Consider the following 23,759-nt stretch of genomic DNA (forward strand, 5'->3'; position numbering starts at 1 on the left):
TACCGCTACACTAAGTCTAACTTAACCGCTTCTTGATTGAAGCGGTTTTTTTTGCTTTTGTTTGATTTATAACATTTTGTTATTTTTTGTGAAGCACCTTGTTTTGATTTTTATTATGTATACTTTTGCAGAGTAAATTAGATTAATTCATACTAAAGATATAAAAATGAGAATAGCCGTTGTAGGTGCCACTGGTATGGTTGGCGAGATAATGCTTAAAGTTTTAGCAGAAAGAAATTTTCCTGTTACAGAATTAATTCCTGTGGCTTCTGAGAAGTCAGTAGGAAAAGAAATTGAATATAAAGGTCAAAAATATAAAGTTGTAGGATTACAAACCGCAGTTGATTTAAAAGCTGATATTGCTCTTTTTTCTGCCGGAGGAGATACTTCGTTAGAGTGGGCACCAAAATTTGCAGCAGCAGGAACAACAGTTATCGATAATTCATCGGCATGGAGAATGGATCCGACAAAAAAGTTGATCGTTCCTGAAATCAATGCAGATACTTTAACAAGTGCAGATAAAATTATTGCAAATCCAAACTGTTCTACTATTCAGATGGTTTTGACTTTGGCTCCATTGCATAGAAAATACAACATCAAAAGAATCATTGTTTCTACTTATCAGTCAATCACCGGAACTGGTGTAAAGGCCGTAAGACAGTTAGAAAATGAATACGCAGGAGTTCAGGGAGAAATGGCTTATAAATATCCAATTCATAGAAATGCGATTCCACATTGCGATAGTTTCGAGGAAAACGGATATACTAAAGAAGAAATGAAATTAGTTCGTGAAACTCAAAAAATCCTTGGCGATAACACAATCAGAGTTACGGCTACTGCAGTTCGTGTACCTGTTGTTGGCGGACATAGCGAAGCTGTAAACGTAGAGTTTACCAATGATTTTGATGTAAACGAAGTTCGCGAAATTTTACACCATACAGATGGAGTAGTGGTACAGGATAATTTAGATACATTTACATACCCAATGCCATTGTATGCTGAAGGTAAAAATGATGTTTTTGTAGGTAGAATTCGTCGTGACGAAAGCCAGCCAAATACATTAAACATGTGGATCGTTGCTGATAACTTAAGAAAAGGTGCTGCAACAAACACCATTCAAATCGCTGAGTATTTAATTCAGGCAGGTTTGGTATAAGCGAGAGATTAAAGAAAATTGTTATAAAGGAAAAGCCGTAATTGCAGTAATGTAATTGCGGTTTTTTTGTTTGGTAAGTTTTAAAGATTGTAATTAAGAAGCAATACTTTTGTTTTAATCCTAAATTAGAAAAACTATGAGAACAGAAATTAGCCATTTTTGGTTAGGTAAATTCACATCAGAAGAGGAATATTTTGATTTTGTGGGCGAAGACGAAGCCTACTATGAAGATGATGATTACGAAGAGAAATACATATCTGAGTTTGCAAAATCCCAAGGCGAAAATTTTTTAGATCATGATTTTATCGAAAGCGGATTTGAAAATGAAGCTATTTCTTTCGAAGAAAAATTTTCAAAATATTCGTATGCTGATCAATGGATTGCTGAATTGAAAAACAGATTGCACGATCAAAATCAAAATCTGGAGGATATTAATACGCTTATATTTATTTCGAAAAATCAAATTGAAAATCCAGTTTCTATAATAAATTCTAAATTTGATTTATTATATATAGGAGAAATTGAATACGATATTTGAGTACATATAACATAGTATTATAATTGCACTATGTACTTTATTTAAGGTGAAACAACTTTTATACATTTTCAAAATCTATATTTCTATGTGTTAAAATAAAAGACAAAGATGGATCAAAAACGTATCTTAGCTATTATAAATACAAATAAAATGAACTTCGACAATTATAAAATAATTCCAAATTACAAGACCAATAAAACCGACTTGTTTCTTGCTGAAAACGAAGATATTCTGGCTTGCGAAAAGACTTTAAATATTGCTTTTGATGAAGATTACAAAGAGTATGTTTTGAATTACGGAAGCGGAATTCTGGGCGGAACTTATGTGCGTATCTATCTTCCGGAAACTATTATACTAACCATGGATGAATGGAAAAGCCGCATCACCGAATATTGGTTTTGGGATGAAGGTAAGGATGTTTTATCTAAAGAGGAAGTGTTGAACTCAGTTCGAATTGGAGATACTTACGATGGAGATGAAATTATCCTTTACAAAAGCGAATATTTTATTTTGCCAAGACATAGCGAAGTAATCTATAAAGCAGGAAAAACGCTTGAAGAAACGATAACATGGCTATGTTCATCAGGAATATTGACCGAAGCATTTTCTGAAAGAGAATTTGAGCCTTTTGAGGATCAACGCTAAATGTTGAGGAGCAGCTTACAAATGCTGACTATTTTTTTACCGCAGAGAAACAAAGATTTATCTAAGAATGTCTTATAAAACACAGAGTTCGCAAAGCTAAATCAATATACAGCTTTGCGAACTTTGTCTTTTATAAAAAGCTAAGAGTATAAAAACTTAGCGATCTTTGCGATAATTTTTTTGTTTCAGAGGTTTTAGGATTGACGTATCAACGCTAAATGTTGAGGAGCAGCTTACAAATGCTGACTATTTTTTTACCGCAGAGAAACAAAGATTTTATCTAAGAATGTCTTATAAAACACAGAGTTCGCAAAGCTAAATCAATATACAGCTTTGCGAACTTTGCCTTTTTATAAAAAGCTAAGAGTATAAAAACTTAGCGATCTTTGCGGTATTTTTTTTGCTTCAGAGGTTTTAGGATTGACTGCCTTTTGATCCAAATGAACTTACGTAAGATTCTAAATAAAAAATTCCAAATCCCAAAGAGCAGTTGCTAGTTGGAATTTGGAATTTTTAAAAAATTGTAATTTATTGTTTAGTATTCAGGGGCTAATTCTAATTCTAATCCTTCTAATTCGGTAGTAATTGGAATCTGACAACCCAAACGGCTATTTGATTTAACGTAAAATGCTTCCGACAGCATGGCTTCTTCTTCATCTCCCATTTCAGGTAATGCAACATCATTAAGAACATAACACTGGCAAGAAGCACACATGGCCATTCCGCCACAGGTTCCTTCAACAGGTAGTTCGTATGCTTTGCACAACTCCATTATATTCATTGCCATATCAGTTGGAGCTTGTAACTCGTGTATAACTCCTTCTCGATCTTTAATCTTTATTAATACATCCATTTTAATTATTTGGAATTTTACTGGTTAGGATTTTATAACGTGAAAAAATCCCTAATTACGTTAACTATTTTTTAAACTAAATGCGTATTCTTTTTTGTTTCCTTCTTTAAGGTGCATTTTTAACCCCAAAGTATTTCCGTTTTTCTCTAGTATAGTAACTAAAGCAATGACAGAATAATAATCTTTATCTGATTGAAAGATCAGAGTACCTTCGTAAGTTGAATTTGTTACTCCTTGTTTGTCTGTTGTTACAGAGACCTTTCTTGGATTTGAGAATTGCGCTGCGCTATATGTTGCTTTATTTGCAAATTTAGCTTTTCCGTCGCAGAAATCGTATAAGAAATCATAATTACCAATTCTTAAAGTCCCTTCTGGTTCATTTGCATTTGTTGAAAAAACAATTTGACCTGCGTATTTAAAATCTGACCATTCTTCGGCTTCATTTAGCCAGGCTTTGTCAACAATTAGTGTTTGCGTAGTTTGCTGTGCATAATTCACGGTAACAAAAAATAGTAATAAAAATAAAGCGTAATAATTCTTCATAAATTTAAGATTTTGGGGTTATGTGACAAATTTAAGTTAAATATGTAACAATTCCTTAACAAAAACTCTTAAATCTTTACGTTATTTTTTGCTGAATCCGCAATAAATGACTCTGTAGACTATGTTTTTTTATTAATTTACAAAGTAAAACACTCAAAGAGGTATTATTCTTGTTAATTTTTTAAATCAAAAAAGCAGAAGAAAATACTGTTTTTTACTACATTATATTCACCACAGTTTCTATTTGTGGAGCATATTTTTTTATTGTTGTTTCAACCCCTGCTTTTAGCGTCATTTGGTTTACACTACAGCTAATACATGCTCCTTCAAGACGCACTTTGACATGTTTGTCATCGTCTATAGAAATTAGCGTAATGTCTCCTCCGTCAGAATTTAAAAAAGGTCTGATTTCGTCAAGAGCTAATAATACGTTGTTTGTTAATTCTTCTGTTGTCATAATTTTATCCATTAGATAATTAGTCCAGTAGATAATTAGAAAACTTCCCTTGAAGTAAAATTGTCTAATTATCTAATTTTCAAATTATCTCATTAGTTTATTTCAATTATCTAATTATTTTTTAACTGCTGAACAACCTGCCATAGTTGTAATTTTAATGGCTTCTGTTGCAGGTAAAGTATCATTTCTGTTTACTACTTCCTGTACAACGTTTCTGGTGATTTCTTCAAAAACACTTTCTATAACTGATGCTGTTTGCATTGCTGCAGGGCGACCGAAATCTCCGGCTTCACGAATAGATTGTACAATTGGCACTTCACCTAAAAACGGAACATCTAAATCTTCGGCCAGGTTTTTTGCCCCTTCTTGTCCAAAAATATAGTATTTATTATCAGGCAATTCTTCTGGTGTAAAGTAGGCCATATTTTCGATAATTCCCAAAACAGGAACATTGATGTTGTCCTGCATAAACATAGCTACTCCTTTTTTAGCATCGGCAAGAGCCACAGCCTGAGGAGTACTTACTACAACAGCACCTGTAATTGGTAATGATTGCATGATCGAAAGGTGAATGTCTCCCGTTCCTGGAGGTAAGTCGATTAGCATAAAATCTAAATCGCCCCAATCTGCATCAAAAATCATTTGGTTTAACGCTTTTGCAGCCATTGGACCTCTCCAGATTACGGCCTGACTTGGCGCTGTAAAGAAACCAATAGAAAGTATTTTGATATCATAACTTTCAACAGGTTTCATTTTTGATTTTCCGTCAACGTTTATCGAAATTGGTTTTTCGTTTTCAACATCAAACATAATTGGCATCGATGGCCCGTAAATATCGGCATCAAGAATACCTACATTAAAGCCCATTTTAGCAAGCGTCACAGCAAGATTTGCAGTAACAGTCGATTTCCCTACACCACCTTTACCAGAAGCAACGGCAATAATATTTTTGATTCCCGGAATAGCTTTTCCTTTTATTTCATTAGGATTTTCCTTCGCTTCAACTTTAATGTTTACTTTGATTTTTGCGTCAGGAGATACCAATTCAAGAATTGTTTTTTTGATATCGTCTTCGGCTCTTTTTTTAATGTGCATTGCTGGTGTGTGTAAAAGTAAATCTACCACAACTTCATCACCAAAAGTAATGACGTTGGCAACAGCACCACTTTCAACCATATTTTTTCCTTCTCCTGCTATAGTGATTGTCTCTAGAGCTTTAAGAATTTCTTTTCTATCTAATTTCATTTTAATCTACTGTTTTCTATTGAAAGAAACCAATTTAGGCATTGTGTTTATTTAAACTGATTTCAGACTACAAAGATAACAGATTATGTTCGGATTCAAACCCTTTTAAATTGTATTTATTGATATACAGATTACTCAAAATGATTCTGACGCTTTGTATTTGCTTTCTTACAATATAATTAGAACTAAAATTTGATCTAAAATGCTGTATTAAAAATTATTTTTAGATGAAAAACGGATGAATTTTATGATGAATTTTAAAATGAAGATGATTAAAATGTCAATAATCTTAGCTATATTTGAGTACCCAAATTTATGATTTCCAATGTTTGAAAAGTATATGAACAACTCATTTTTGGATAAATTATGGGGTTTCGGTATTTTTTGAATAGAATTTCTTTCTAATTTAAATCTAAGAAATATGCGAAACTTTACTTCTTTATTTGTAATTATTGCCGTTAGTTTTCTGATGTCTTCTTTTGAATCTTCAGCTAAAGAGACACTTGTAAAAAATAAAAAAACGGAACTTGAAAATGTTTTTGGATCAGGAAAATATGTTTCAAAAGCTACTGTTGATGCGGAATCAATTACTCAGTTTTACAAAAAATATCCCAAATTAAAAAAATACCAAAATGATGTTCTGGATCTTTATAAAAAGAAAGAATATAAGTTGATCTGGTACGATGATAAAAGCGTTAGCGAATTTGGTGCATTATTGTATCACAAAGTTCAACTGCTCAACGATCAGGGTATAAAGGCAACTATGCCTTATATGGATTTGGTAGATGATGTTTTTAATGAAAATGTTACTGCTGATTTACCACAAATCGATACAGAACTTTTATTGTCGAATATGTATGTCTTTTATGCCAGTAATGTTTACTCGGGCGTTGATCCTGCAACTTTAAAGAAAATTGGTTGGTTTTTGCCTGCCAAAACGATTTCGTATGTAAAGATTTTAGATTCGTTAATGGTCGATCCGGACAGGTTAAATAAAGATGAAAATCTTTTATTTGGTCAATATTATAAATTAAAGGCAGCATTAAAAAAATATCGAAACATAGAAAAAAACAATCTATGGACAAAAATTAATATCGATGCCGCTAATTATAAAGACCTGAGACCTTTTGATAGCGGGGTTGCAGTAAAACAAATCAGGCAGCGCTTGTTTGTGATTGGAGATTTGGCACAGGATTCTAAAAGCCAGGTTTATGATGAAGAAATGATGGCGGGTATTTTAAAGTATAAAGCAAGATATGGTCTAAAACTAAATTATGCTTTAACTAAAGAACATATCGACCAAATGAATGAACCCATTGGTAATAGTATAAAAACGATAATGCTCAACATGGAACGCTGTCGATGGATACCAGCACAATTGGCGCAGGCAAGCGAATATGTTATGGTAAATATTCCGTCGTTTAAACTGGTGTATGTAAAAAATGGAAAATACGAATTAGTATCGGATGTTTTTGTTGGAACCAGAATGACCGAAACTGTCATTTTTAGTGGTAATATGGACAGGATTGTTTTTAGTCCGTATTGGTATGTGCCACAGAGTATCATTAAAAACGAATTAAAACTAAAAATGGCAGAAGATAAAAACTATCTGGCCGATCATAATATGGAATGGAACGGAGGGAATGTAAGACAAAAACCAGGACCTAAAAACTCTTTGGGACTGGTTAAATTTATGTTTCCAAATCCCAATGATATTTATTTGCATGATACGCCGGCCAAAAGTTTGTTTGAGTTCGAAAAACGTATTTTTAGCCACGGATGCATCAATGTAAAAGAAGCAAAAGGTCTGGCACTTGCTATTTTAAAAGACAATCCTGACTGGCCGGCAGATAAAATAGATCAGGCCATGAGTGGTGAAAAAGAAACCACTTGTATGCTCAAAAACAAAATCCCAATTTATATAGGTTATTTTACAGCCTGGGTAAGTGAGAGCGGAGATGTTGGTTTTTATCCGGATGTATACGACAGAGATCCGCAATTGGATAAACTATTATATTCAGACGCTGTGGTGTCAAAATAAAAAAAAGAAAGCCGCCAAATTTTAGTGATTTGGCGGCTTTCTTGAAAAAAAAATGGTCTACAAGCTTATTCGTATTTTAAATATTTAAGGATATCTATTTTGGTAACCTGATAGGCTTTTGTTAAAACAATAATCAGAGTGAGTACTACCAAAGCAATCAGAGCAAAACTAAACGGAACAACCGAAATATTGATTCTAAAGGCAAAATCTTCGAGCCATTTTTGAAGTAAAATGTAAGCCGGTATAATACCAATTACAAATCCCATCAAACAAAAACCAACATATTGTTTTGAAAGTTCTTTTAGCAAAGCATCAGTTTCTGCGCCCAGTGTTTTTCTTATTGCAATTTCTTTTAGTCTTCTTTCCATAGAAAAAGAAGCCAGAGCAAATAATCCAAAAACAGCAATAATAATTACTACAAGATTTAGAATAAAAAACAAATTCTTTTGTTTTACTTGTTCCTGATAGGTTTGGGCAAAGTCTTTATTTACAAACTCATAGGAAAACGGAAAATCCTGATTGATATTTTTCTCCCAATAAGATTTTAGTTTGGCTAAAGTCTCGGTCAAATTATCAGGAGAAACCTTTACATAAATATCGTCAAAGTTATTCCATTTTAATGTTTTGAGATTAATAAAAACCATTGGAGGAACTTCATCTTGTAATCCGGTTATATTAAAATCTTTAACAACGCCCACTATTTTAAATTTTAAGTTTCCTTTTTCATTTCCCCAACCGGAACTTATTATAGTATTTATAGGGTTTTTGAGCCCTAGTTTTTTTACCATGGTTTCGTTTATTAACCAGTTGCTTACAGTATCTGAGGCATATTGTGGAGATAAATCACGGCCTTTAACAATCTTGATTTTCATCATATCAAGAAAGCCAAAATCCATCTCTATATTTCGGGGTTGTACAAAAATACCATTGTATGTAAGTCCTGAACTTGATTTGCTGCTGTTTCCAAAAGATCCTGCAAAAGTAGAAGCGTCAATAACCCCCGACATTTTTAGGATTTCTTGTTTGGTAACAAGATATTTTTTATTTTTTTTAGCATAATCCTGATAATTAAATGGAATTCTGATTACCTGATCACCGCTAAAACCAAGGTCTTTATTCATCATATAATTTACCTGTGAGTTTACAATTAAAGCGCCTATGATAAAAAATGCCGCAATGCCAAACTGAAAAATTAACATCGAATTTCGAATCCAGATACCGCTTTTACTTCTGGAGAAGTTTCCTTTTAAAACTTTTAAGGTTTCAAAATTCGAGATATAAACAGCAGGAAATATACCCGCAAGAAGGATCACTAATCCAAATATAAAAATAAGCTGCAGATAAAATTCACTGCCATTCATAGTTAGAGATTTCTGTAAAAAGTTGTTGTAATAAGGTAGTGACAGTTCTACTATTGCTAAGGCAAAAAGAATCGCCAAAGTCACAGTTATGGCTGTTTCAAATATAAATTGAAGTGTAATTTGCTTTTTTGTAGCACCTACAATTTTACGAACCCCAACTTCCTTAGCGCGTTTTATGGCAGAGGCTGTTGCCAGATTGATGTAGTTTACTAAAGACAAGGTTAGAATCAAAATAGACAAACCAACCATAATATACAGCAATTGCAAATTCCCTTTTCCTTCAGGGAAATTTTTTCCTTGTGAAGATTTTGTGCTGTGCAGGCGAGCTTCGTCTAATCGATCTAAAATAACGCTTATTTCTCCATTTTCTTTTACATATTGTTCAGGAGTCTGGCCATTTGCTTTTGCATCTTTTAGAGTTCTATTGACATAGTTTACGTTTTGCATTTTCTTTAAAAGAGTATTTACATCAGTCCCTTTTTTAGCTTTAATTAATAAACCATAACTAAAATTTCCCCACTGATCCAAATCACTTTCACGTACTACTCCTCCAAACACAAAATTAGGTTCAACAGAAGAAGGGCGTATAACTTTGTAAACCGATTTTACAATATAATCTTTGTTATTAAAATTAAGTGTTTGACCTATTGGATCTTCCTTTTTTAAAATTTGCTTCGCTGTTTCTTCAGAAATAGCAACACTGTTGTTTTCTTTTAGAATATTTGTTTTGGCACCTTTTACAATTGGAAAAAGGAAAATATCAAAAAAACCATTGTCTGATACGGTTATTTTTTTATCAAATATTTTTTGGCCTTTATATTTTACCAGACCATCACTATACCAGGAGTTAAAGAAGCTGATTTGTTCAATTTCCGGGATAGTTTCCTTACAGGTTTTTCCAAATGGTATCGTGCTTGAAGACCATGTATCTCCAGTTGAGCCAATTTTATTTAAAACCTGATATACATTTTCTTTTTCAGGATTCCATTGATCGTAGGCGTTTTCGTTGTTCCAGTATAAAATGGCAAAAATTACACCGGCGATCCCAATGCTTAATCCCATGACATTTAAAAACGAAAACAGTTTGTTTTGCTTTAAATGATATATAAATATTTTAAACCAGTTAAAAATCATGATAGTTTTATTATAGTTGTTACAGTTGCTTTTTAATGTAATCTAACAGGCTTTTAAACCTGCCGGATTTTTATATCATTGCTAATATTTTGCAAACAAATCCCACCAGGAATAAGATTGCGGTTACAATAAATTTGATCATTTTTTAATTATTTAGCGTCCATAAAAACATCCACATTTCTCTGATTTAATTTTTCAGAAAATATCACACCGTCTTTCATATGAATCGTTCTTTGCGAGAAAGAAGCATCATAATCAGAGTGGGTAACCATCAAAATCGTAGCTCCTTTAGCGTGCAAATCCGTTAAAAGTTCCATCACTTCATTACCATTTTTACTATCCAAGTTACCGGTTGGCTCATCGGCCAGAATAATTTTAGGATCGTTTACCAAAGCTCTTGCAACCGCAACTCTTTGTTGTTGCCCTCCGGAAAGTTGTTGCGGATAATGTTTTAATCGGTGCGAAATATTAAGCTTCTCGGCAATCGCTTCGATTTTTTGTTTTCTTTCTGATGCTTTTACATTATTATAAAGCAAAGGCAATTCGATATTATCGTAAACTGAAAGTTCATCTATAAGGTTAAAATTCTGAAAAATAAAACCAATGTTTTCTTTACGAACAATAGCTCTTCCTTTCTCTTTTAAACCCACCATTTCCTGATCTAATAATTTATAACTTCCAGCAGAAGCACTGTCAAGAAGACCAATGATATTTAGTAAAGTCGATTTTCCGCAACCAGAAGGTCCCATGATAGTAAGAAAATCACCTTTTTTAATTTCTAAAGAAATCCCGCTTAAAGCCGAAGTTTCTACTTCTTCCGTTCTAAAAACTTTGGTTAAATTTTGAATTGTTATCATAGTTTTAATTTTAGTTGTTATTGATTATTTTTTGATTGATTGATGATTGAAACTTTTATTTTTGCCACTAATTTCACGAATTAGCACGAATTAATTTTTTGACTATCAGAATAAAAATTCGCGAAAATTTGTGAAATTCGTGGCAAAATTTTTTAACTGAAAACTGAGACTGAAAACTGTTTTACTGCGAACTACTAATCGACAACTCCTCGATATCTTTATAGTCTGTATAAGATGAAGTAATCACAGATTCTCCTTCTTTCAAACCTTCCAGTACTTCATAATACGAAGGATTTTCTCTTCCTAATTTTATATTTCTTCTTACGGCTTTATTTCCTTTTACAACAAAGATCCATTTTCCTGCGGTTTCCTGATTAAAACTTCCTTTCTGGATAACAAGAGTTTTATTTTTCTCTGATAAAATTAGCTTGACACCAAAACTAAGTCCGTCTTGTAATGCAATAGCATCTTTAGAGGTAAAAGCCAGTTCTACTATAAAATGTCCTCCTTTAACTTCCGGTATTACTTTGGTAACTAAAACTTCAAGGTTTTTTCCTTTAAATTCTACCTGACCTTTCAAACCTTCGCGTATTTTTTCAAGATAAAATTCATCTACATCAGCGGTAAGTTTATAACCTTGTTTAGAATCTATTTTTCCGATGCTTTCTCCAGCCTGAAATGTTTTTCCTAAAACGGGTTGAAACGAAGTCAGTCGACCGGATTCCGGAGCTATAATCAGGAAATTCTTTTTGTTATTTCTTAAAATATCCAAACTTTTTTCCATGGTTTGAATCGAATGATTGATTTGCGAAATCTGAATTTGATTCGTTTGTTTTTCTTTTTGAATACTTTGCTGAATCGTTCTTTTGCGTTCTTCCTGAAAACGAAGGCTTTCTTTAAAAGTATTCCAGTCATTTTTCGAAATTACCTCTTTCTCATACAATCGGGCATTCATATCGTACAGTCTTTTGGCATCATTATAATCGTGTTCAATTAAAACCAAATCTTTGTTGAGGTTTAATTCCTGATTTCTAATGTTTAGTTTTCCGGTATTCAAATTGTTGATTTGTTCGATAATGGCAGTTTCCTGAGTCAGGTAATTCAATTCGGTATTTGGATTGTATAAACGTGCCAGCGATTGACCTTTAGTTACCATGGCGCCATTTTCGACAAAAATCTCTTTTACAGATCCTCCTTCTGTAACATTTACAAGCATCACGTTCAGAGGTTCTACTTTAGCCTGAAAAACAACAAAATCTTCAAAAAAAGCTTTTTCGACTTTCTGGATACTTAATTCTTCTGCTTTTACATTTAAACTTCTTTTAGTGTTAAACGAAAAAAAGACGATTGTTGCCAAAACTAAAAAAACTCCAATTGCTATTGTGAGATATCTAAATTTTCTATTTTTACGAGGAATTACTTTGTCCATTTCTTTAATAATTTACTGATTACCAATAGGTAAATACTGTGCCATAAAAATTATTATTTGTAAAGTGTTGATTTTAAAGAAGCTTTAAAAACCATTCAAAAAAGAAGTGTTCGATAATGAACAGTTGACCGTTCGTTATCGAACAAAAAAAGACATCATGCGAAAAAAACAAGCCCAAATATTAATCGTTGACGATCAGGAAGAAATTCTTTTTTCGGCAAAAATGATTCTCAAAAAACATTTTGAAACCATTTTTACAGAAAATAGTCCTAAAAAAATCATCTCTATTTTAAATGAAAATGAAATAAATGTGGTTTTATTAGACATGAATTACCGAATTGGTTTCGAAGATGGGCGCGAAGGGATTCACTGGCTCAAAGAAATAAAAACACTTTCGCCACAAACCGTCGTGATTTTAATGACCGCTTTTGGTAAAATTGATACTGCGGTTGAAGGAATAAAAATTGGTGCTTTTGATTATGTTCTAAAACCGTGGAATAACGAAAAATTACTCGAAATAATTGATAAGGCTGTAGCCGAAAGCAGAAAAAACAGCAAAAAAGTGCCGGAAGAAAAACCGGTAAAAAACTATTTTGTTGGCAATTCCCTTAAAATAAAACAAGCCTATTCTATTGCCGAAAGAGTAGCCAGAACAGATGCCAATGTTTTGATTCTGGGCGAAAACGGAACCGGAAAATATGTTTTTGCAGAGTTTATTCACCTCAATTCAGAACGAAAAGCACAGCCATTTGTGCATGTTGATTTAGGATCGTTGAGCGATAATTTATTCGAAAGCGAACTTTTTGGTTATGCAAAAGGCGCTTTTACAGATGCTAAAACAGATACTGCCGGCAGATTTGAAATAGCTTCCGGCGGAACTATTTTTCTGGATGAAATAGGGAATATTCCGTTGCATTTACAATCGAAACTATTACACGTTTTGCAAACCAAAACCGTTACCCGTTTAGGTGAAAGTAAGCCAAGACCTTTGAATGTTCGCGTAATTGCAGCAACAAACAGTGATATAAAAGCTGAGGTTAAGAACAAAACGTTCCGTGAAGATTTGCTGTATCGCATCAATACAATGGAAATTCATTTGCCTTCGTTACGCGAACGAAAAGATGATATTGTACCCATGGCGCATTTTATCCTGGATAAGATTGCCGAAAAATACAATCATGGTCCTGAAGCTTCGGGATGGCATTTTGAAGACAATGTAGCACCATATTTAGAAAAATATCCCTGGAAAGGAAATATTCGTGAATTGGAAAATAAAATAGAACGCGCTTTGATTTTGGCTGATAATAATACTATTTCAGTCACCAATCTGGATATTTTAGATTTCGAAGAAATTCAGGAAAACGATGAGAATCCGTTATCAGAAATGGAAAAAAGTGCGATCGAAAAAACACTCTTCAAATACAACGGAAACATTAGTAAAACAGCCGAAGAATTGGGTTTGTCAAGAGCAGCTTTATACAGAAGAATCGAGAAATATGACTTAAAAAATTAATTTTACCGCAAAGCACGCAAGGTATTTTTTAGGTTTGTTTGTAATTGGTTTTATTAAGTTCGCAAAGCTGTTTCTAGCGAACTTTGCGAAACCTTTGCGAACCTTGCGGTTAAATCTTCAGCTACAGATGCCAATAAAAAAATAAAATAATGAAAAACTGGAAATTTTATAATGCTTTGTTTATAAGGGTTCTCTTTATTATGATTCCCTTTTTCTTTTGCGTTTTTTTAATTTATAAAACGCTTTATTACAATGCAATTTTGGTTGTTTTTTTTATAATCTTGCTATTGTTCGAGATGTATTTTTATATCAAAAATCACTCTTTATTTTATGATAAAATATTGCTTTCAATTTTGCAAAAAGATTTTTCGACCAATTTTCCGCCAGTATATAAGGAACAGAAATTTAGCAACTTATATCTTTTATACAATACTTTAAAATACCAGCAGCAAGAGCAGACTTCAAAAGAATTGGTTTATCAGTCCATTTTAAATAATATAGATACAGCAACTTTAATTCTCGAAAAAGAGAACGATGACTGGAGTATTTTTTTAATGAATGATTGCTTCTCCAGTTTATTTAAAGTGCCAAAAGTAAGTCATTGGAAATACCTTAAAAATTATTTGCCATCACTTTGCAATGAGATTGAGCAAACAGAATTTACAGAGTTGAAATCGGCAATTTCGATTAAAATAGAAGAACAGGATGTACAGACATTTGTATTGCAGACATCTTCTACAAAGACTTATGAAAAAGAATATTTTATTATTTTATTGGATAGTATTCAGCGCGTTATTGAGAAAAAAGAAAAAGAAGCCTGGATTAATCTGATGAAAATCATTTCGCATGAATTAATGAATTCCTTAACCCCAATTCGTGCGCTTTCGCAGAATTTACTGCAGATTGTCGATCAGGAAAAACTCGAAGAAGATGATTTCGACGATATCAAAAGCAGTATTTCGACCATTATCAATCGGAGCGATCACTTGCAGGTTTTTGTCGAAAATTACCGAAAACTAGCCATGCTTCCGACTCCAACGAAACAAATGACGCCAATAAATTTACTTTTAGAAGATTGTATGCGCATCATGAACCCGATTTTGAAAGCGGAGAATATCGAATTGGTCAATGAAATTAGCAGTCCAAGATCTATCCTGATTGATAAAAGCCAGATCGAACAAGTGATTATTAATCTAATAACCAACAGTGTTTATGCCTTGAAAGAAAAGGCAGAAAAGAAAATGTTCTTGTCCAGTTACACCGATAATAATCGTTTTTTTATCACCATTTCAGACAACGGAAAAGGAATCGACGAAGAGATTCGGGAAAAAGTATTTCTGCCATTCTTCACCACCAGAAAAGACGGCGCGGGAATTGGTTTAACGCTTTCTAAAAACATCATCGAAGCACACGGAGGTTACTTAAGTTACCAAACCGATGAAGATAAAACAAGCTTTGTGATTTGTTTGATTTGATTTTTTTTCACCATATAAGTGATATAAGTTCATATTAAGCATTACGCATAAATCTCTCGCAAAGACGCAGAGTCGCAAAGAAAATTTAAAAATAAAACTTTGCGACTTCGCGTCTTTGCGAGATTAAATGACAAAGTGAATCAAGACAATACTTTAAATGAACTTATATAACTTATATGGTGAAAACCTTTATAATTCAACCTCAGGCGTCCAAAAGTGTTTTTCCAAGTCTATAATTTGATTATCGACCACCTCAATACCTTCGCTTTCCAGAAGTTGCTGCATTAAATTAGTTCCGTCAAAATGGTGTTTTCCGGTCAAGAGACCTTTTCTGTTTACAACTCTGTGCGCCGGAACATCTTCCATGTTATGGCACGCATTCATCGCCCAGCCTACCATTCGCGCAGAACGGGCGGTTCCAAGAGCTTTCGCAATAGCGCCATAAGAAGTTACTTTCCCGTACGGAATTTGTCTGGCGATCGCATAAACGCGTTCAAAAAAATTATCTTCAGCCATACGTTTAAGTTATTTTTACTATTAAGATATTAAGGTTCATGAAGTCAAAGCTTAACTTTTATTAAAAATAATTAAGAAAGTGAAGTTTCACAAAGTAGTGCTTTATTTTTCTTAATTACTTAATGGTTCAATTTTATAAACCTAAAATTTTAATCTTAAAAAACTTTCACCCAAAATAGTAATTCAGGATATTAAAAAGTGTTGCAATAGCAATTAAACCTGTAATGCTTCCTATAATAGTGTTCATGTTTCGCATCAGATAATCAGTTTTCTTTTCTATTCTGCCAAAGAAACCAATGTAGCTGTACAATGCCGCAAACGAACCTAAAACAGACCCGAATACAAAAGTAAAAATAATGTTGTTTTCGAATGCAAAAAGATGGTAAGAAGCCAGCGTAACACTCACTACAACATAATACGGAATAGGGAAGAAGTTCAAACCGGATAATAGCATTCCCAGGAAGAAACGGCTTTTTTTGCTGCTCTTTTTAATCTTCGATTTCTTGGCTTTTGGCTCTTTTGCGATAAACAAAAAGTAAATCGTAAGAATAGAAAAAATAGCAAATCCAACCTCACGCAACAATGTTACCACATCAGGGCGATTGTCGATTACCTGCGCAAATAAAACGGCTAAAGAAACCTGAAAAAAGATTACTAAAACCGCGCCGGCAACAAACCATAAAGCGTTCTTTTTCCCCTCTTTCATGTTCACTTTTGCGGCCGTCATATTGATTAATCCCGGTGGAATAATCCCAATGAAAGCGGCAATAAAACCTGAAAGTAATGGGGTAAGTAATGCCATTCAGTTATTTAATGGGTTGGAAAAACGTTCTTAAAATTAAATTAGTCTTTAATTTTAAAGCGAATATACGTAATTGCCTTGTTAATTTCTAAATATTGTTTCTCGTAAAAAGTCTGAAAAGCAGTAACTTCCTCAGGACTTCCTTCGTTTGTATACACATTATGGTTCGCGTATAAAACCTCATGTCCCTCACCGTGAAGCAATCCAAGCGTATAACCGTGCATGAATTCGCTATCGGTTTTTAGGTTTACAACACCGTCTTTTTTAAGGATTTTTTTATACAATTTCAAAAACTCAGAGTTAGTCATTCTGTGTTTTGTCCTTTTGTATTTAATTTGCGGATCCGGAAAAGTAATCCAGATTTCATCCACTTCATTTTCATTAAAAATATGATCGATCAATTCGATTTGAGTACGAATAAAAGCCACATTATGAAGTCCGGTTTCTACAGCAGTTTTAGCACCTCTCCAGAAACGCGCTCCTTTGATATCGATTCCGATAAAATTTTTGTCAGGATATCTTTCTGCCAATCCAACAGAATATTCTCCTTTTCCACATCCTAATTCTAAAACTAAAGGATTATCATTTTTAAAGAAATCAGAGTTCCATTTTCCTTTCAGAGGCATTAAATCGCCTACAACTTCTTCTCTGGTTGGTTGAAAAACGTTTTGAAACGTTTCGTTTTCTCTGAATCTTTTTAGTTTATTTTTACTTCCCACTTTTACAAAAATTTTCAGCAAAATTAAGGAATATAAACGAATGAAAATAGCGCAATTGGGTTTTAAAGTTTTTTGCCGCCAATTACACGAATTTTCGCGAATTCATTTTTGTATGTATTGTAGACAAAATATCGAAATTCCTGGCTGTTTTTTTTTGCCACAGATTTCACAGATTAAAATGATTTTTTAATTAAAATTGTCTAATTAATGTAGTCCCTACGGGACAAACTTACGGTCGTTTTTTTTTACCAATATTTAATTTCTACGAGATATACTCCGTTAGGAGTTAAATATTGGTAGAAAATAATAGTTACCACGCCAGACATGTCCCGTAGGGACTACACATTCATATTTTCGATTAATCAAAAAAAAATCATTTTAATCTGTGAAATCTGTGGCAAACTTTCTTTACCCGTAATGCGCTTCAGTAATAGGTTTTAATTTTGGATCAAGAGTTTCATCGTGTTGCGATAAATCAAGACCAATATGTTCGTTTTCTTCAGAAACACGAAGCGGAATAATAAAGTTCGTTACTTTAAACAAGAAATAAGCCCCGAAGAAAGTAAAGATCGAAACCAGAACCAATGCCATCATATGGTGACCAAAAACATTCCAGCCACCATGAAGTAAACTTGCATCTTCACCATGAGCAAAAATGGCGGTTAGAATCATTCCCATGATTCCACCCACACCGTGACAGGCAAAAACGTCAAGCGTATCGTCAAATCTTTTAGAGAAACGACAATTTACAACCGAGTTAGAAACCAAAGCCGTGATGAAACCAAAGAACATACTTTCAGGAACCGATACAAATCCTGCTGCAGGAGTAATGGCAACTAAACCTACAACAGCACCAATACAAGCGCCAAGAGCAGAAACTTTTCTACCGTTCATTCGATCAAAGAAAACCCAGGTCAACATCGCGGCGGCTGATGAAGTTGTCGTTGTGGCAAAAGCCATTGCAGCAGTTCCATTCGCGGCAAGCGCAGAACCCGCGTTGAACCCAAACCATCCAAACCATAACATTCCGGTTCCTAATAATACAAACGGAATATTGGTAGGGATATGATCGCTATTTTTTCTTTTTCCTAAAACCAGAACCCCTGCCAAAGCAGCAAATCCTGAACTCATGTGTACTACAGTTCCTCCGGCGAAATCTTTTACGCCAAAATAACTTCCTAAAACCCCCGTAGGATACCAAACCGAGTGGCACAAAGGAGCATATATAAAAATCGTAAACAAACTAATGAATAGTAAATAAGAGATAAATCGAACACGTTCTGCAAACGAACCCGTAATAATTGCCGGAGCAATAATGGCAAATTTCATTTGGAACAAAGCAAATAACATAAACGGAATCGTATTGGCCAATTGTTTATGAGGCAAAACCCCCACATAATCCATAAAAGCAAAAGTGGTTGGATTCCCAAAAAAGCTATAAAAATGCTCTCCCGAGCCAAAACCTACAGGATCACCAAAAGCCAGACTAAAGCCCACTACAACCCATAAAAGTGTTACAACACCCAGACAAATAAAACTTTGCAGCATGGTCGAAATCACATTTTTTCGGCCTACCATTCCTCCGTAGAAAAAAGATAATCCCGGCGTCATGATCAAAACCAGACAGCAAGAGGTCAGCATCCAGGCAACATCGGCAGGAACAATATGATCCGTAGTGCCAAATTCAGATAATACATAACTATTTTCAGTAACTGTTGGCCAAAATGCGCCAGTAATACAAACAATACTTATAATAATAAAGGAGATGATCCAGCGTTTTTCTATTTTCATTTTTCAAATACTTTATTTAACCCTATTTTTTTTGGGGTCAAAGTTAAAAAAAAATAAAGATTTTGATTTTCAGGGCTAATAAAATAGAGGGCGACCTTTTATTTTAGTCAATTTTGTAAAATTCGATCCGTTTTTTTGAGAGTATCTTATTTTGAACTTCTAATTTACGGATAAAATTGCCAATTGTATTATAATTAAATTGATATACGGCGCTGTAAAGCACTAGAAAAGTTAGGATTATAATAAGAAAGTTCGAAATTGTTTATTTTTTCTGAAGCTTCGCAATCAGAATGTCTTCGATTGGCGCTTTTATTTTAGTAACCGCATCCACTTCGTCATTCGGAATCGTCATCGATAACACATAATGCTGAATCTTCCATTCTTTCCCCACTTTTACCAAAACACCAGAACCACGGCAAATTTTCATCTGCGTATTCAGCAATTCATCAAACCACGCAATTTTTCCTGATTTATCAAAAAAGATATGACGTTCAAGGGCAGTAAAATTCCATGTTGTTCCTTTGTCAAAAAACGGTTTTGCCCACACTTTAAAGTCTTTTTTGGTCCAGTTTTCGGTAGCATCGGTTCCAATAAAAATTCCGTCTTCGGCAATCAAATCAAAGTACGCGTCGAATTTTACATCACCAGCAGCCTTATGCCATGCATCGAGAGTTTGACTGACTTTGTCTTTTTCAGAAGTTTGTGCATTTGCAAAAGTCGCAACGAATAATAAAAGTAAGATTGATTTTTTCATGAGGTTTTATTTTGGATTTAAAGTTAAGGAATATTGCAGTATTCTTTCACCATATAAGTAATGTAAGTTCATTTAAAAAGTTTCTTTGCGCAATTTTCTAACACATAGAGACATAGCTTATCCTTGTGGGAAAAGGCGCTTCACTTAAAAATAAATCGCATAGTACTATGCGAAAAAATCATGATTTTCTATTAGCATCTTCATTCTCCAATTCAAAATCTATGTTTCTATGTGTTTCATCAAGTAATTGTAACATTTATAAGGCTTGTCACAATTAATATGAACTTACATTACTTATATGGTGAAAATTTTACCGCAATCTTAAATTGTCTTATATTACTTATATGGTGAAATCTTACTATATTTGAGAGCTTTAAAAATCTACATCATGAATCCAAAAATACTTATCACCTCAATATTTGTCACTTCGCTGGTTTTTACCTCTTGCAAGAAAGAACTCGAACCACAGGAAAACACACCAACATCAGAATTGGTGAAACTAGGACTGGCAAAAGACACTACAAAAACGCAGCAATCAGTCGTTCAAAATCCGGCGACGAATCCTAATACCGTAATGGGAGAGACCAACGGAATAAATCCCGCACACGGACAACCCGGACATCGTTGCGATATTGCCGTTGGCGCACCTTTAAATTCGGCTCCAACGCAAGGACAAACAACGCAAACTGCGCAACCTGTACAAGTAAATTCAGGTCAGCAAAATGTAGTAACCACAACAACTGTAGCACCTACGAAAGTAGCCAAAGGAATGAATCCTGCGCACGGACAACCCGGACACAGATGCGATATTCCGGTTGGAGCACCTTTAAATTCTCCTGCAGCAAAACAACCAGCTGCGAATACTGCCCAAAGCGGCACTACAACCCAAAATTTTACAGTAACGCCACCTGCAAACAATGCAGTTCCGGCCTTATTAAGCACTGAAGAAACAGCAGTAGCAGACGGAATGAATCCAGCACACGGAAAACCCGGACACCGTTGCGATATCGCCGTTGGAGCGCCTTTGCCAAAATCATAATAGTACATCAATAATAATCTGGGCGTGCCACCAATAAAAAAAGGGGCCAACTATGCAAATCGCTTAGTCGGCCCCTTCTTTTATTGCTGTCGGGCTTTCACTTCCGCCGCGGCGGATTGCTCTATCCCTCACGCGAAACAGTTTTCAGTCTCAGTTTTCAGTGTACTCTTGTCATCAGAGCGAAGTCGAAATGTCATTTTAATATAAGTATACGTTCCAATTTTCCGTAGAGACGCACAGCAGTGCGTCTAAATTTTTTAAACACAATCCCTTTGCGATCTCAAAGCAAAGCATAATTCACAAAACCTCGCGACCTTTGCGTAATCCTTTTGCTCCCGATAGCTATCGGGATTGCGGTAAAATCTCCTCTTTATTCAATTTCAAAAATCGCCTGAATTTCTACAGCCGAATTTATCGGTAACGAAGCCGCACCAATCGTTGCTCTCGCATGTTTTCCTTTTTCACCAAAAACCAAAGCCGTCAAATTCGAAGCCGAATTCATAAGTCCGGCATGTTGCGTATATTCCGGAGTCGTATTAAAATATCCTGTCAATTGCACACATTGTTTTACTTTGTTCAAATCGCCTCCGCAAGCTTCTTTCAAAACTGCAATTACATTTAGCATTGTCTGGTAAGTGGCTTCCTTCGCCTGATCTTCAGTAACCGTTGCGCCAACTTTACCCGGATTTAGGATTTTTCCATCTTTCAAAGCTACCTGATTAATGTACACTTTATGATCCGAAATCGTAAACGGAACATAATTTCCAACCGGTTTAGGCGCTTCAGGAAGTACAATATTATTGTCTTTTAATGTTTTGTTGATATCGCTTTTAGTTTCAACCGAAGTTGTTTTTACAGACTTTATATTTTCTGTACTTTTCAATCCCGAAGCTACTCTTGCCAAAGCTTTTCCTTGTTCCTTAGCCAAATTCAATTCGCTTTGCGACGGACGAGTTCCTGTAGATCCTGCTAATGAAGTCGCACCAAAAGGCGTATTTCCCTGCGGAACCGTTTTGTCTAAATTTGCCGTTCCCATAATTCCGGTTGGCACAATCACCATTCCGTGAGAGGCAAGGATATTCCAGAAAGATAAAATCGCAGCTTCTTTTCCTGCACCAGATCCTGCCGACATGAAAACAGTTGCCGGTTTCCCTTCTAAAGTTCTCGAAGTCCAAAGCGGAATACTCTGGCTGAAAAAGTAATTCATATCAGCACTAATATTCGCAAAATGAACCGGACTTCCAAAAGCGATTCCGTCATAATTGGCCAATTCTTCGATAGTAGCAACAGGTAATTTCTCTACCTCAGCATTCAATTTCTCTTTCGGGTTTATAGATGGAACACGTTTTAAAGTCGCTTTTGTATTTGGATATTCCTGAACTCCTTCGGCAATAGCTTTTGCCATTTTGTAAGTTCCGCCGTTTTGTGAATAAATTAAAACCAGCATATTGGTTTCCGGTGATTTTGTTTGCGCATCGGCACCAAAACCTATAAATATGGCGATTAATAATACGAGTAGTTGCTTTTTCATGAAAGTAATTTTAAATAATTTGTAATGGATAATCTCAATTAAGAAGCTTGTTTTATTTTAAAAATCAAGTTTCTTTTTTGGGACTGCAAAATTACTTCTTACAATACCAAAAAGCGTTATTATTATGTTAATCGTGTTTTGCTGTGCGTTGTTTGTTGTCGATGTTTTAACAAATCGGGAGTGTGAAACTTTTTAAAGTAGGCTGAAAGCCCTAAAAGCAATAGCGTACTGCAACGCACTACGAATTAAATCAAGAGTTAAAATCGCCCTGAAAGGGCAACAGCAAATAGACAATAAAGATTAAGGATAACCGCAGTTTCTCATAAAAAATAATGACAAATAGAATAAATGTTCTCTTTGAAATTAGGCTTTTGCCCTTTCAGGGCTTAAATAAAATTCATCTTCATTCATAGTGCTTCGCACCATGCTGTTGCTATAGCTCTTTCAGAGCAACATTTGATGAGCGTTTATAGGCACAGATTAAAAAATAAAATCTGCTTTATCTGCAAAATCTGCGAGAGAATATTTAGCACATAGAAAATAGAGTTTTGTTGCCACAGATTTCACAGATTAAAAAGATTGAAAAATAAAAATCCGTTTAATCTCCGTGAAACAAAAAATATTAATCCTTCTAATCTGTGAAATCTGTGGCAAAAATTTCTAACTTCGAGAAAACAAATCGCCTTATCATGAAAAAAGCAATTGTATACGGAGCAAGCGGATTAGTAGGGTCTTATATCCTCGAAACGTTGTTGAATAATGCCAATTACGAACAAGTAATCATCGTGGTCAGGGCAGCGCTGAACATTCAGCATACCAAACTAAAAACGATAATAGGTGATTATAATTCGCTGACCGAAGTTGTAAAAGGCATTCCGGTAGATGAAGTTTTTATAGCACTCGGAACCACACAAAAGAAAACACCCGATAAAAAACTATATTATCAAATCGATCATGATTATCCGGTTTTAGCGGCAAAACTGGCCAAAGAAAACGGAGCAAAAGCCGTGTTTCTCGTTTCGGCAATTGGAGCAAATGCAAAATCGTCGATATTTTATACGAAGATGAAAGGCGAAACCGAACAAGATATTATTATAAATCTGAATTTAGATCATACCCATATTTTTCGTCCATCGATGATTTTAGGCGACAGAAAAGAAAGCCGGCCTCTGGAGAAAGTATTCATTGGGATATTCAAATTGATTAATCCTTTGTTTATGGGAAGAATGAATAAGTATAAAGGAATAGAAGCAGCCAATATCGCAAAAGCAATGGTCAATAGTGCGAACCAACTCAACGAGAAAGTCAAAATAGTACAGTGGCAAGAAATGACTCATTTGCTGAAATAAAAAATGGCATT

The 23,759-nt window shown here is 34.4% G+C and carries 21 protein-coding genes; 8 read left to right on the forward strand and 13 right to left on the reverse strand.

Annotated elements, in window-relative coordinates:
- Nucleotides 1-166 precede the first annotated feature (166 nt).
- From ACIDC4_RS12020 to ACIDC4_RS12030, 3 genes are all read left to right on the forward strand, one after another.
- Nucleotides 167-1,156: an aspartate-semialdehyde dehydrogenase gene (locus ACIDC4_RS12020; protein WP_065451523.1), complete on the forward strand. Its 990-nt coding sequence runs from the start codon at nucleotides 167-169 to the stop codon at nucleotides 1,154-1,156.
- A gap of 136 nt (nucleotides 1,157-1,292) precedes the next feature.
- Complete coding sequence (locus ACIDC4_RS12025; RefSeq protein ID WP_412045215.1) at nucleotides 1,293-1,694, forward strand: immunity 22 family protein; 402 nt, start codon at nucleotides 1,293-1,295, stop codon at nucleotides 1,692-1,694.
- Between the two features lie 108 nt (nucleotides 1,695-1,802).
- Complete coding sequence (locus tag ACIDC4_RS12030) at nucleotides 1,803-2,339, forward strand: SMI1/KNR4 family protein (RefSeq protein ID WP_412045216.1); 537 nt, start codon at nucleotides 1,803-1,805, stop codon at nucleotides 2,337-2,339.
- A 535-nt stretch (nucleotides 2,340-2,874) separates the two neighbouring features.
- Here the strand turns inward: ACIDC4_RS12030 and ACIDC4_RS12035 are convergent.
- From ACIDC4_RS12035 to ACIDC4_RS12050, 4 genes are all read right to left on the reverse strand, one after another.
- Nucleotides 2,875-3,192: a 2Fe-2S iron-sulfur cluster-binding family protein gene (locus tag ACIDC4_RS12035; RefSeq protein WP_026982672.1), complete on the reverse strand. Its 318-nt coding sequence runs from the start codon at nucleotides 3,190-3,192 to the stop codon at nucleotides 2,875-2,877.
- A gap of 60 nt (nucleotides 3,193-3,252) precedes the next feature.
- Nucleotides 3,253-3,735, reverse strand: coding sequence for a hypothetical protein (locus tag ACIDC4_RS12040; RefSeq protein ID WP_412045217.1), 483 nt, complete (start codon nucleotides 3,733-3,735; stop codon nucleotides 3,253-3,255).
- A 217-nt stretch (nucleotides 3,736-3,952) separates the two neighbouring features.
- A complete protein-coding gene (locus ACIDC4_RS12045; RefSeq protein WP_055097397.1) occupies nucleotides 3,953-4,192 on the reverse strand; it encodes a NifU family protein in 240 nt (79 codons plus the stop codon).
- Nucleotides 4,193-4,306: 114 nt separating this feature from the next.
- Complete coding sequence (locus ACIDC4_RS12050; RefSeq protein WP_412045218.1) at nucleotides 4,307-5,437, reverse strand: Mrp/NBP35 family ATP-binding protein; 1,131 nt, start codon at nucleotides 5,435-5,437, stop codon at nucleotides 4,307-4,309.
- Between the two features lie 421 nt (nucleotides 5,438-5,858).
- On the opposite strand from ACIDC4_RS12050, the gene ACIDC4_RS12055 reads away from it, so the two are divergent.
- On the forward strand, nucleotides 5,859-7,478 hold the full coding sequence (locus tag ACIDC4_RS12055) for a L,D-transpeptidase family protein (protein WP_412045219.1): 1,620 nt from the start codon (nucleotides 5,859-5,861) through the stop codon (nucleotides 7,476-7,478).
- A 65-nt stretch (nucleotides 7,479-7,543) separates the two neighbouring features.
- On the opposite strand, the gene ACIDC4_RS12060 is transcribed toward ACIDC4_RS12055, so the two are convergent.
- The 3 genes from ACIDC4_RS12060 to ACIDC4_RS12070 form a co-directional block, all read right to left on the reverse strand.
- A complete protein-coding gene (locus ACIDC4_RS12060) occupies nucleotides 7,544-9,973 on the reverse strand; it encodes an ABC transporter permease (protein ID WP_412045220.1) in 2,430 nt (809 codons plus the stop codon).
- Nucleotides 9,974-10,122: 149 nt separating this feature from the next.
- A complete protein-coding gene (locus tag ACIDC4_RS12065) occupies nucleotides 10,123-10,830 on the reverse strand; it encodes an ABC transporter ATP-binding protein (protein WP_412045221.1) in 708 nt (235 codons plus the stop codon).
- Between the two features lie 181 nt (nucleotides 10,831-11,011).
- Nucleotides 11,012-12,259, reverse strand: a complete 1,248-nt coding sequence (locus tag ACIDC4_RS12070) for an efflux RND transporter periplasmic adaptor subunit (RefSeq protein WP_412045222.1) — start codon at nucleotides 12,257-12,259, stop codon at nucleotides 11,012-11,014.
- Nucleotides 12,260-12,416: 157 nt separating this feature from the next.
- On the opposite strand from ACIDC4_RS12070, the gene ACIDC4_RS12075 reads away from it, so the two are divergent.
- Both ACIDC4_RS12075 and ACIDC4_RS12080 read left to right on the forward strand, forming a co-directional pair.
- Complete coding sequence (locus ACIDC4_RS12075) at nucleotides 12,417-13,772, forward strand: sigma-54-dependent transcriptional regulator (RefSeq protein WP_412045223.1); 1,356 nt, start codon at nucleotides 12,417-12,419, stop codon at nucleotides 13,770-13,772.
- A 149-nt stretch (nucleotides 13,773-13,921) separates the two neighbouring features.
- Nucleotides 13,922-15,247, forward strand: a complete 1,326-nt coding sequence (locus tag ACIDC4_RS12080) for a sensor histidine kinase (RefSeq protein WP_412045224.1) — start codon at nucleotides 13,922-13,924, stop codon at nucleotides 15,245-15,247.
- A 189-nt stretch (nucleotides 15,248-15,436) separates the two neighbouring features.
- Here ACIDC4_RS12080 and ACIDC4_RS12085 read toward each other — a convergent pair whose 3' ends face one another.
- From ACIDC4_RS12085 to ACIDC4_RS12105, 5 genes are all read right to left on the reverse strand, one after another.
- Nucleotides 15,437-15,763, reverse strand: a complete 327-nt coding sequence (locus tag ACIDC4_RS12085; RefSeq protein WP_412045225.1) for an MGMT family protein — start codon at nucleotides 15,761-15,763, stop codon at nucleotides 15,437-15,439.
- A gap of 166 nt (nucleotides 15,764-15,929) precedes the next feature.
- Entirely contained in the window at nucleotides 15,930-16,565 is a 636-nt protein-coding gene (locus tag ACIDC4_RS12090; RefSeq protein ID WP_230034634.1) for a LysE family transporter, read from the reverse strand.
- Nucleotides 16,566-16,606: 41 nt separating this feature from the next.
- The gene (gene trmB / locus ACIDC4_RS12095; RefSeq protein ID WP_026982683.1) at nucleotides 16,607-17,284 is read right to left on the reverse strand and encodes a tRNA (guanosine(46)-N7)-methyltransferase TrmB; all 678 of its coding nucleotides are present in this window, start codon (nucleotides 17,282-17,284) and stop codon (nucleotides 16,607-16,609) included.
- A 408-nt stretch (nucleotides 17,285-17,692) separates the two neighbouring features.
- The gene (locus ACIDC4_RS12100) at nucleotides 17,693-19,075 is read right to left on the reverse strand and encodes an ammonium transporter (RefSeq protein ID WP_230034635.1); all 1,383 of its coding nucleotides are present in this window, start codon (nucleotides 19,073-19,075) and stop codon (nucleotides 17,693-17,695) included.
- Nucleotides 19,076-19,337: 262 nt separating this feature from the next.
- Nucleotides 19,338-19,829, reverse strand: coding sequence for a nuclear transport factor 2 family protein (locus tag ACIDC4_RS12105; protein ID WP_412045226.1), 492 nt, complete (start codon nucleotides 19,827-19,829; stop codon nucleotides 19,338-19,340).
- Between the two features lie 388 nt (nucleotides 19,830-20,217).
- Here ACIDC4_RS12105 and ACIDC4_RS12110 point away from each other — a divergent pair, with 388 nt between their 5' ends.
- Entirely contained in the window at nucleotides 20,218-20,868 is a 651-nt protein-coding gene (locus ACIDC4_RS12110; protein WP_412045227.1) for a hypothetical protein, read from the forward strand.
- A 370-nt stretch (nucleotides 20,869-21,238) separates the two neighbouring features.
- Here ACIDC4_RS12110 and wrbA read toward each other — a convergent pair whose 3' ends face one another.
- The gene (gene wrbA, locus ACIDC4_RS12115) at nucleotides 21,239-22,399 is read right to left on the reverse strand and encodes an NAD(P)H:quinone oxidoreductase (protein WP_412045228.1); all 1,161 of its coding nucleotides are present in this window, start codon (nucleotides 22,397-22,399) and stop codon (nucleotides 21,239-21,241) included.
- A 689-nt stretch (nucleotides 22,400-23,088) separates the two neighbouring features.
- Here wrbA and ACIDC4_RS12120 point away from each other — a divergent pair.
- The gene (locus ACIDC4_RS12120) at nucleotides 23,089-23,748 is read left to right on the forward strand and encodes an NAD(P)H-binding protein (RefSeq protein ID WP_412045229.1); all 660 of its coding nucleotides are present in this window, start codon (nucleotides 23,089-23,091) and stop codon (nucleotides 23,746-23,748) included.
- Nucleotides 23,749-23,759 lie beyond the last annotated feature (11 nt).

The organism is Flavobacterium sp. C3NV (genome assembly GCF_046825355.2).
Lineage (GTDB): Bacteria > Bacteroidota > Bacteroidia > Flavobacteriales > Flavobacteriaceae > Flavobacterium.

Coding starts and splice junctions, on each gene's coding strand:
- ACIDC4_RS12020 (WP_065451523.1), top strand. CDS start 167: ATGAGAATAGCCGTTGTAGGTGCCACTGGTATGGTTGGCGAGATAATG.
- ACIDC4_RS12025 (WP_412045215.1), top strand. CDS start 1,293: ATGAGAACAGAAATTAGCCATTTTTGGTTAGGTAAATTCACATCAGAA.
- ACIDC4_RS12030 (WP_412045216.1), top strand. CDS start 1,803: ATGGATCAAAAACGTATCTTAGCTATTATAAATACAAATAAAATGAAC.
- ACIDC4_RS12035 (WP_026982672.1), bottom strand. CDS start 3,192: ATGGATGTATTAATAAAGATTAAAGATCGAGAAGGAGTTATACACGAG.
- ACIDC4_RS12040 (WP_412045217.1), bottom strand. CDS start 3,735: ATGAAGAATTATTACGCTTTATTTTTATTACTATTTTTTGTTACCGTG.
- ACIDC4_RS12045 (WP_055097397.1), bottom strand. CDS start 4,192: ATGACAACAGAAGAATTAACAAACAACGTATTATTAGCTCTTGACGAA.
- ACIDC4_RS12050 (WP_412045218.1), bottom strand. CDS start 5,437: ATGAAATTAGATAGAAAAGAAATTCTTAAAGCTCTAGAGACAATCACT.
- ACIDC4_RS12055 (WP_412045219.1), top strand. CDS start 5,859: ATGCGAAACTTTACTTCTTTATTTGTAATTATTGCCGTTAGTTTTCTG.
- ACIDC4_RS12060 (WP_412045220.1), bottom strand. CDS start 9,973: ATGATTTTTAACTGGTTTAAAATATTTATATATCATTTAAAGCAAAAC.
- ACIDC4_RS12065 (WP_412045221.1), bottom strand. CDS start 10,830: ATGATAACAATTCAAAATTTAACCAAAGTTTTTAGAACGGAAGAAGTA.
- ACIDC4_RS12070 (WP_412045222.1), bottom strand. CDS start 12,259: ATGGACAAAGTAATTCCTCGTAAAAATAGAAAATTTAGATATCTCACA.
- ACIDC4_RS12075 (WP_412045223.1), top strand. CDS start 12,417: ATGCGAAAAAAACAAGCCCAAATATTAATCGTTGACGATCAGGAAGAA.
- ACIDC4_RS12080 (WP_412045224.1), top strand. CDS start 13,922: ATGAAAAACTGGAAATTTTATAATGCTTTGTTTATAAGGGTTCTCTTT.
- ACIDC4_RS12085 (WP_412045225.1), bottom strand. CDS start 15,763: ATGGCTGAAGATAATTTTTTTGAACGCGTTTATGCGATCGCCAGACAA.
- ACIDC4_RS12090 (WP_230034634.1), bottom strand. CDS start 16,565: ATGGCATTACTTACCCCATTACTTTCAGGTTTTATTGCCGCTTTCATT.
- ACIDC4_RS12100 (WP_230034635.1), bottom strand. CDS start 19,075: ATGAAAATAGAAAAACGCTGGATCATCTCCTTTATTATTATAAGTATT.
- ACIDC4_RS12105 (WP_412045226.1), bottom strand. CDS start 19,829: ATGAAAAAATCAATCTTACTTTTATTATTCGTTGCGACTTTTGCAAAT.
- ACIDC4_RS12110 (WP_412045227.1), top strand. CDS start 20,218: ATGAATCCAAAAATACTTATCACCTCAATATTTGTCACTTCGCTGGTT.
- wrbA (WP_412045228.1), bottom strand. CDS start 22,399: ATGAAAAAGCAACTACTCGTATTATTAATCGCCATATTTATAGGTTTT.
- ACIDC4_RS12120 (WP_412045229.1), top strand. CDS start 23,089: ATGAAAAAAGCAATTGTATACGGAGCAAGCGGATTAGTAGGGTCTTAT.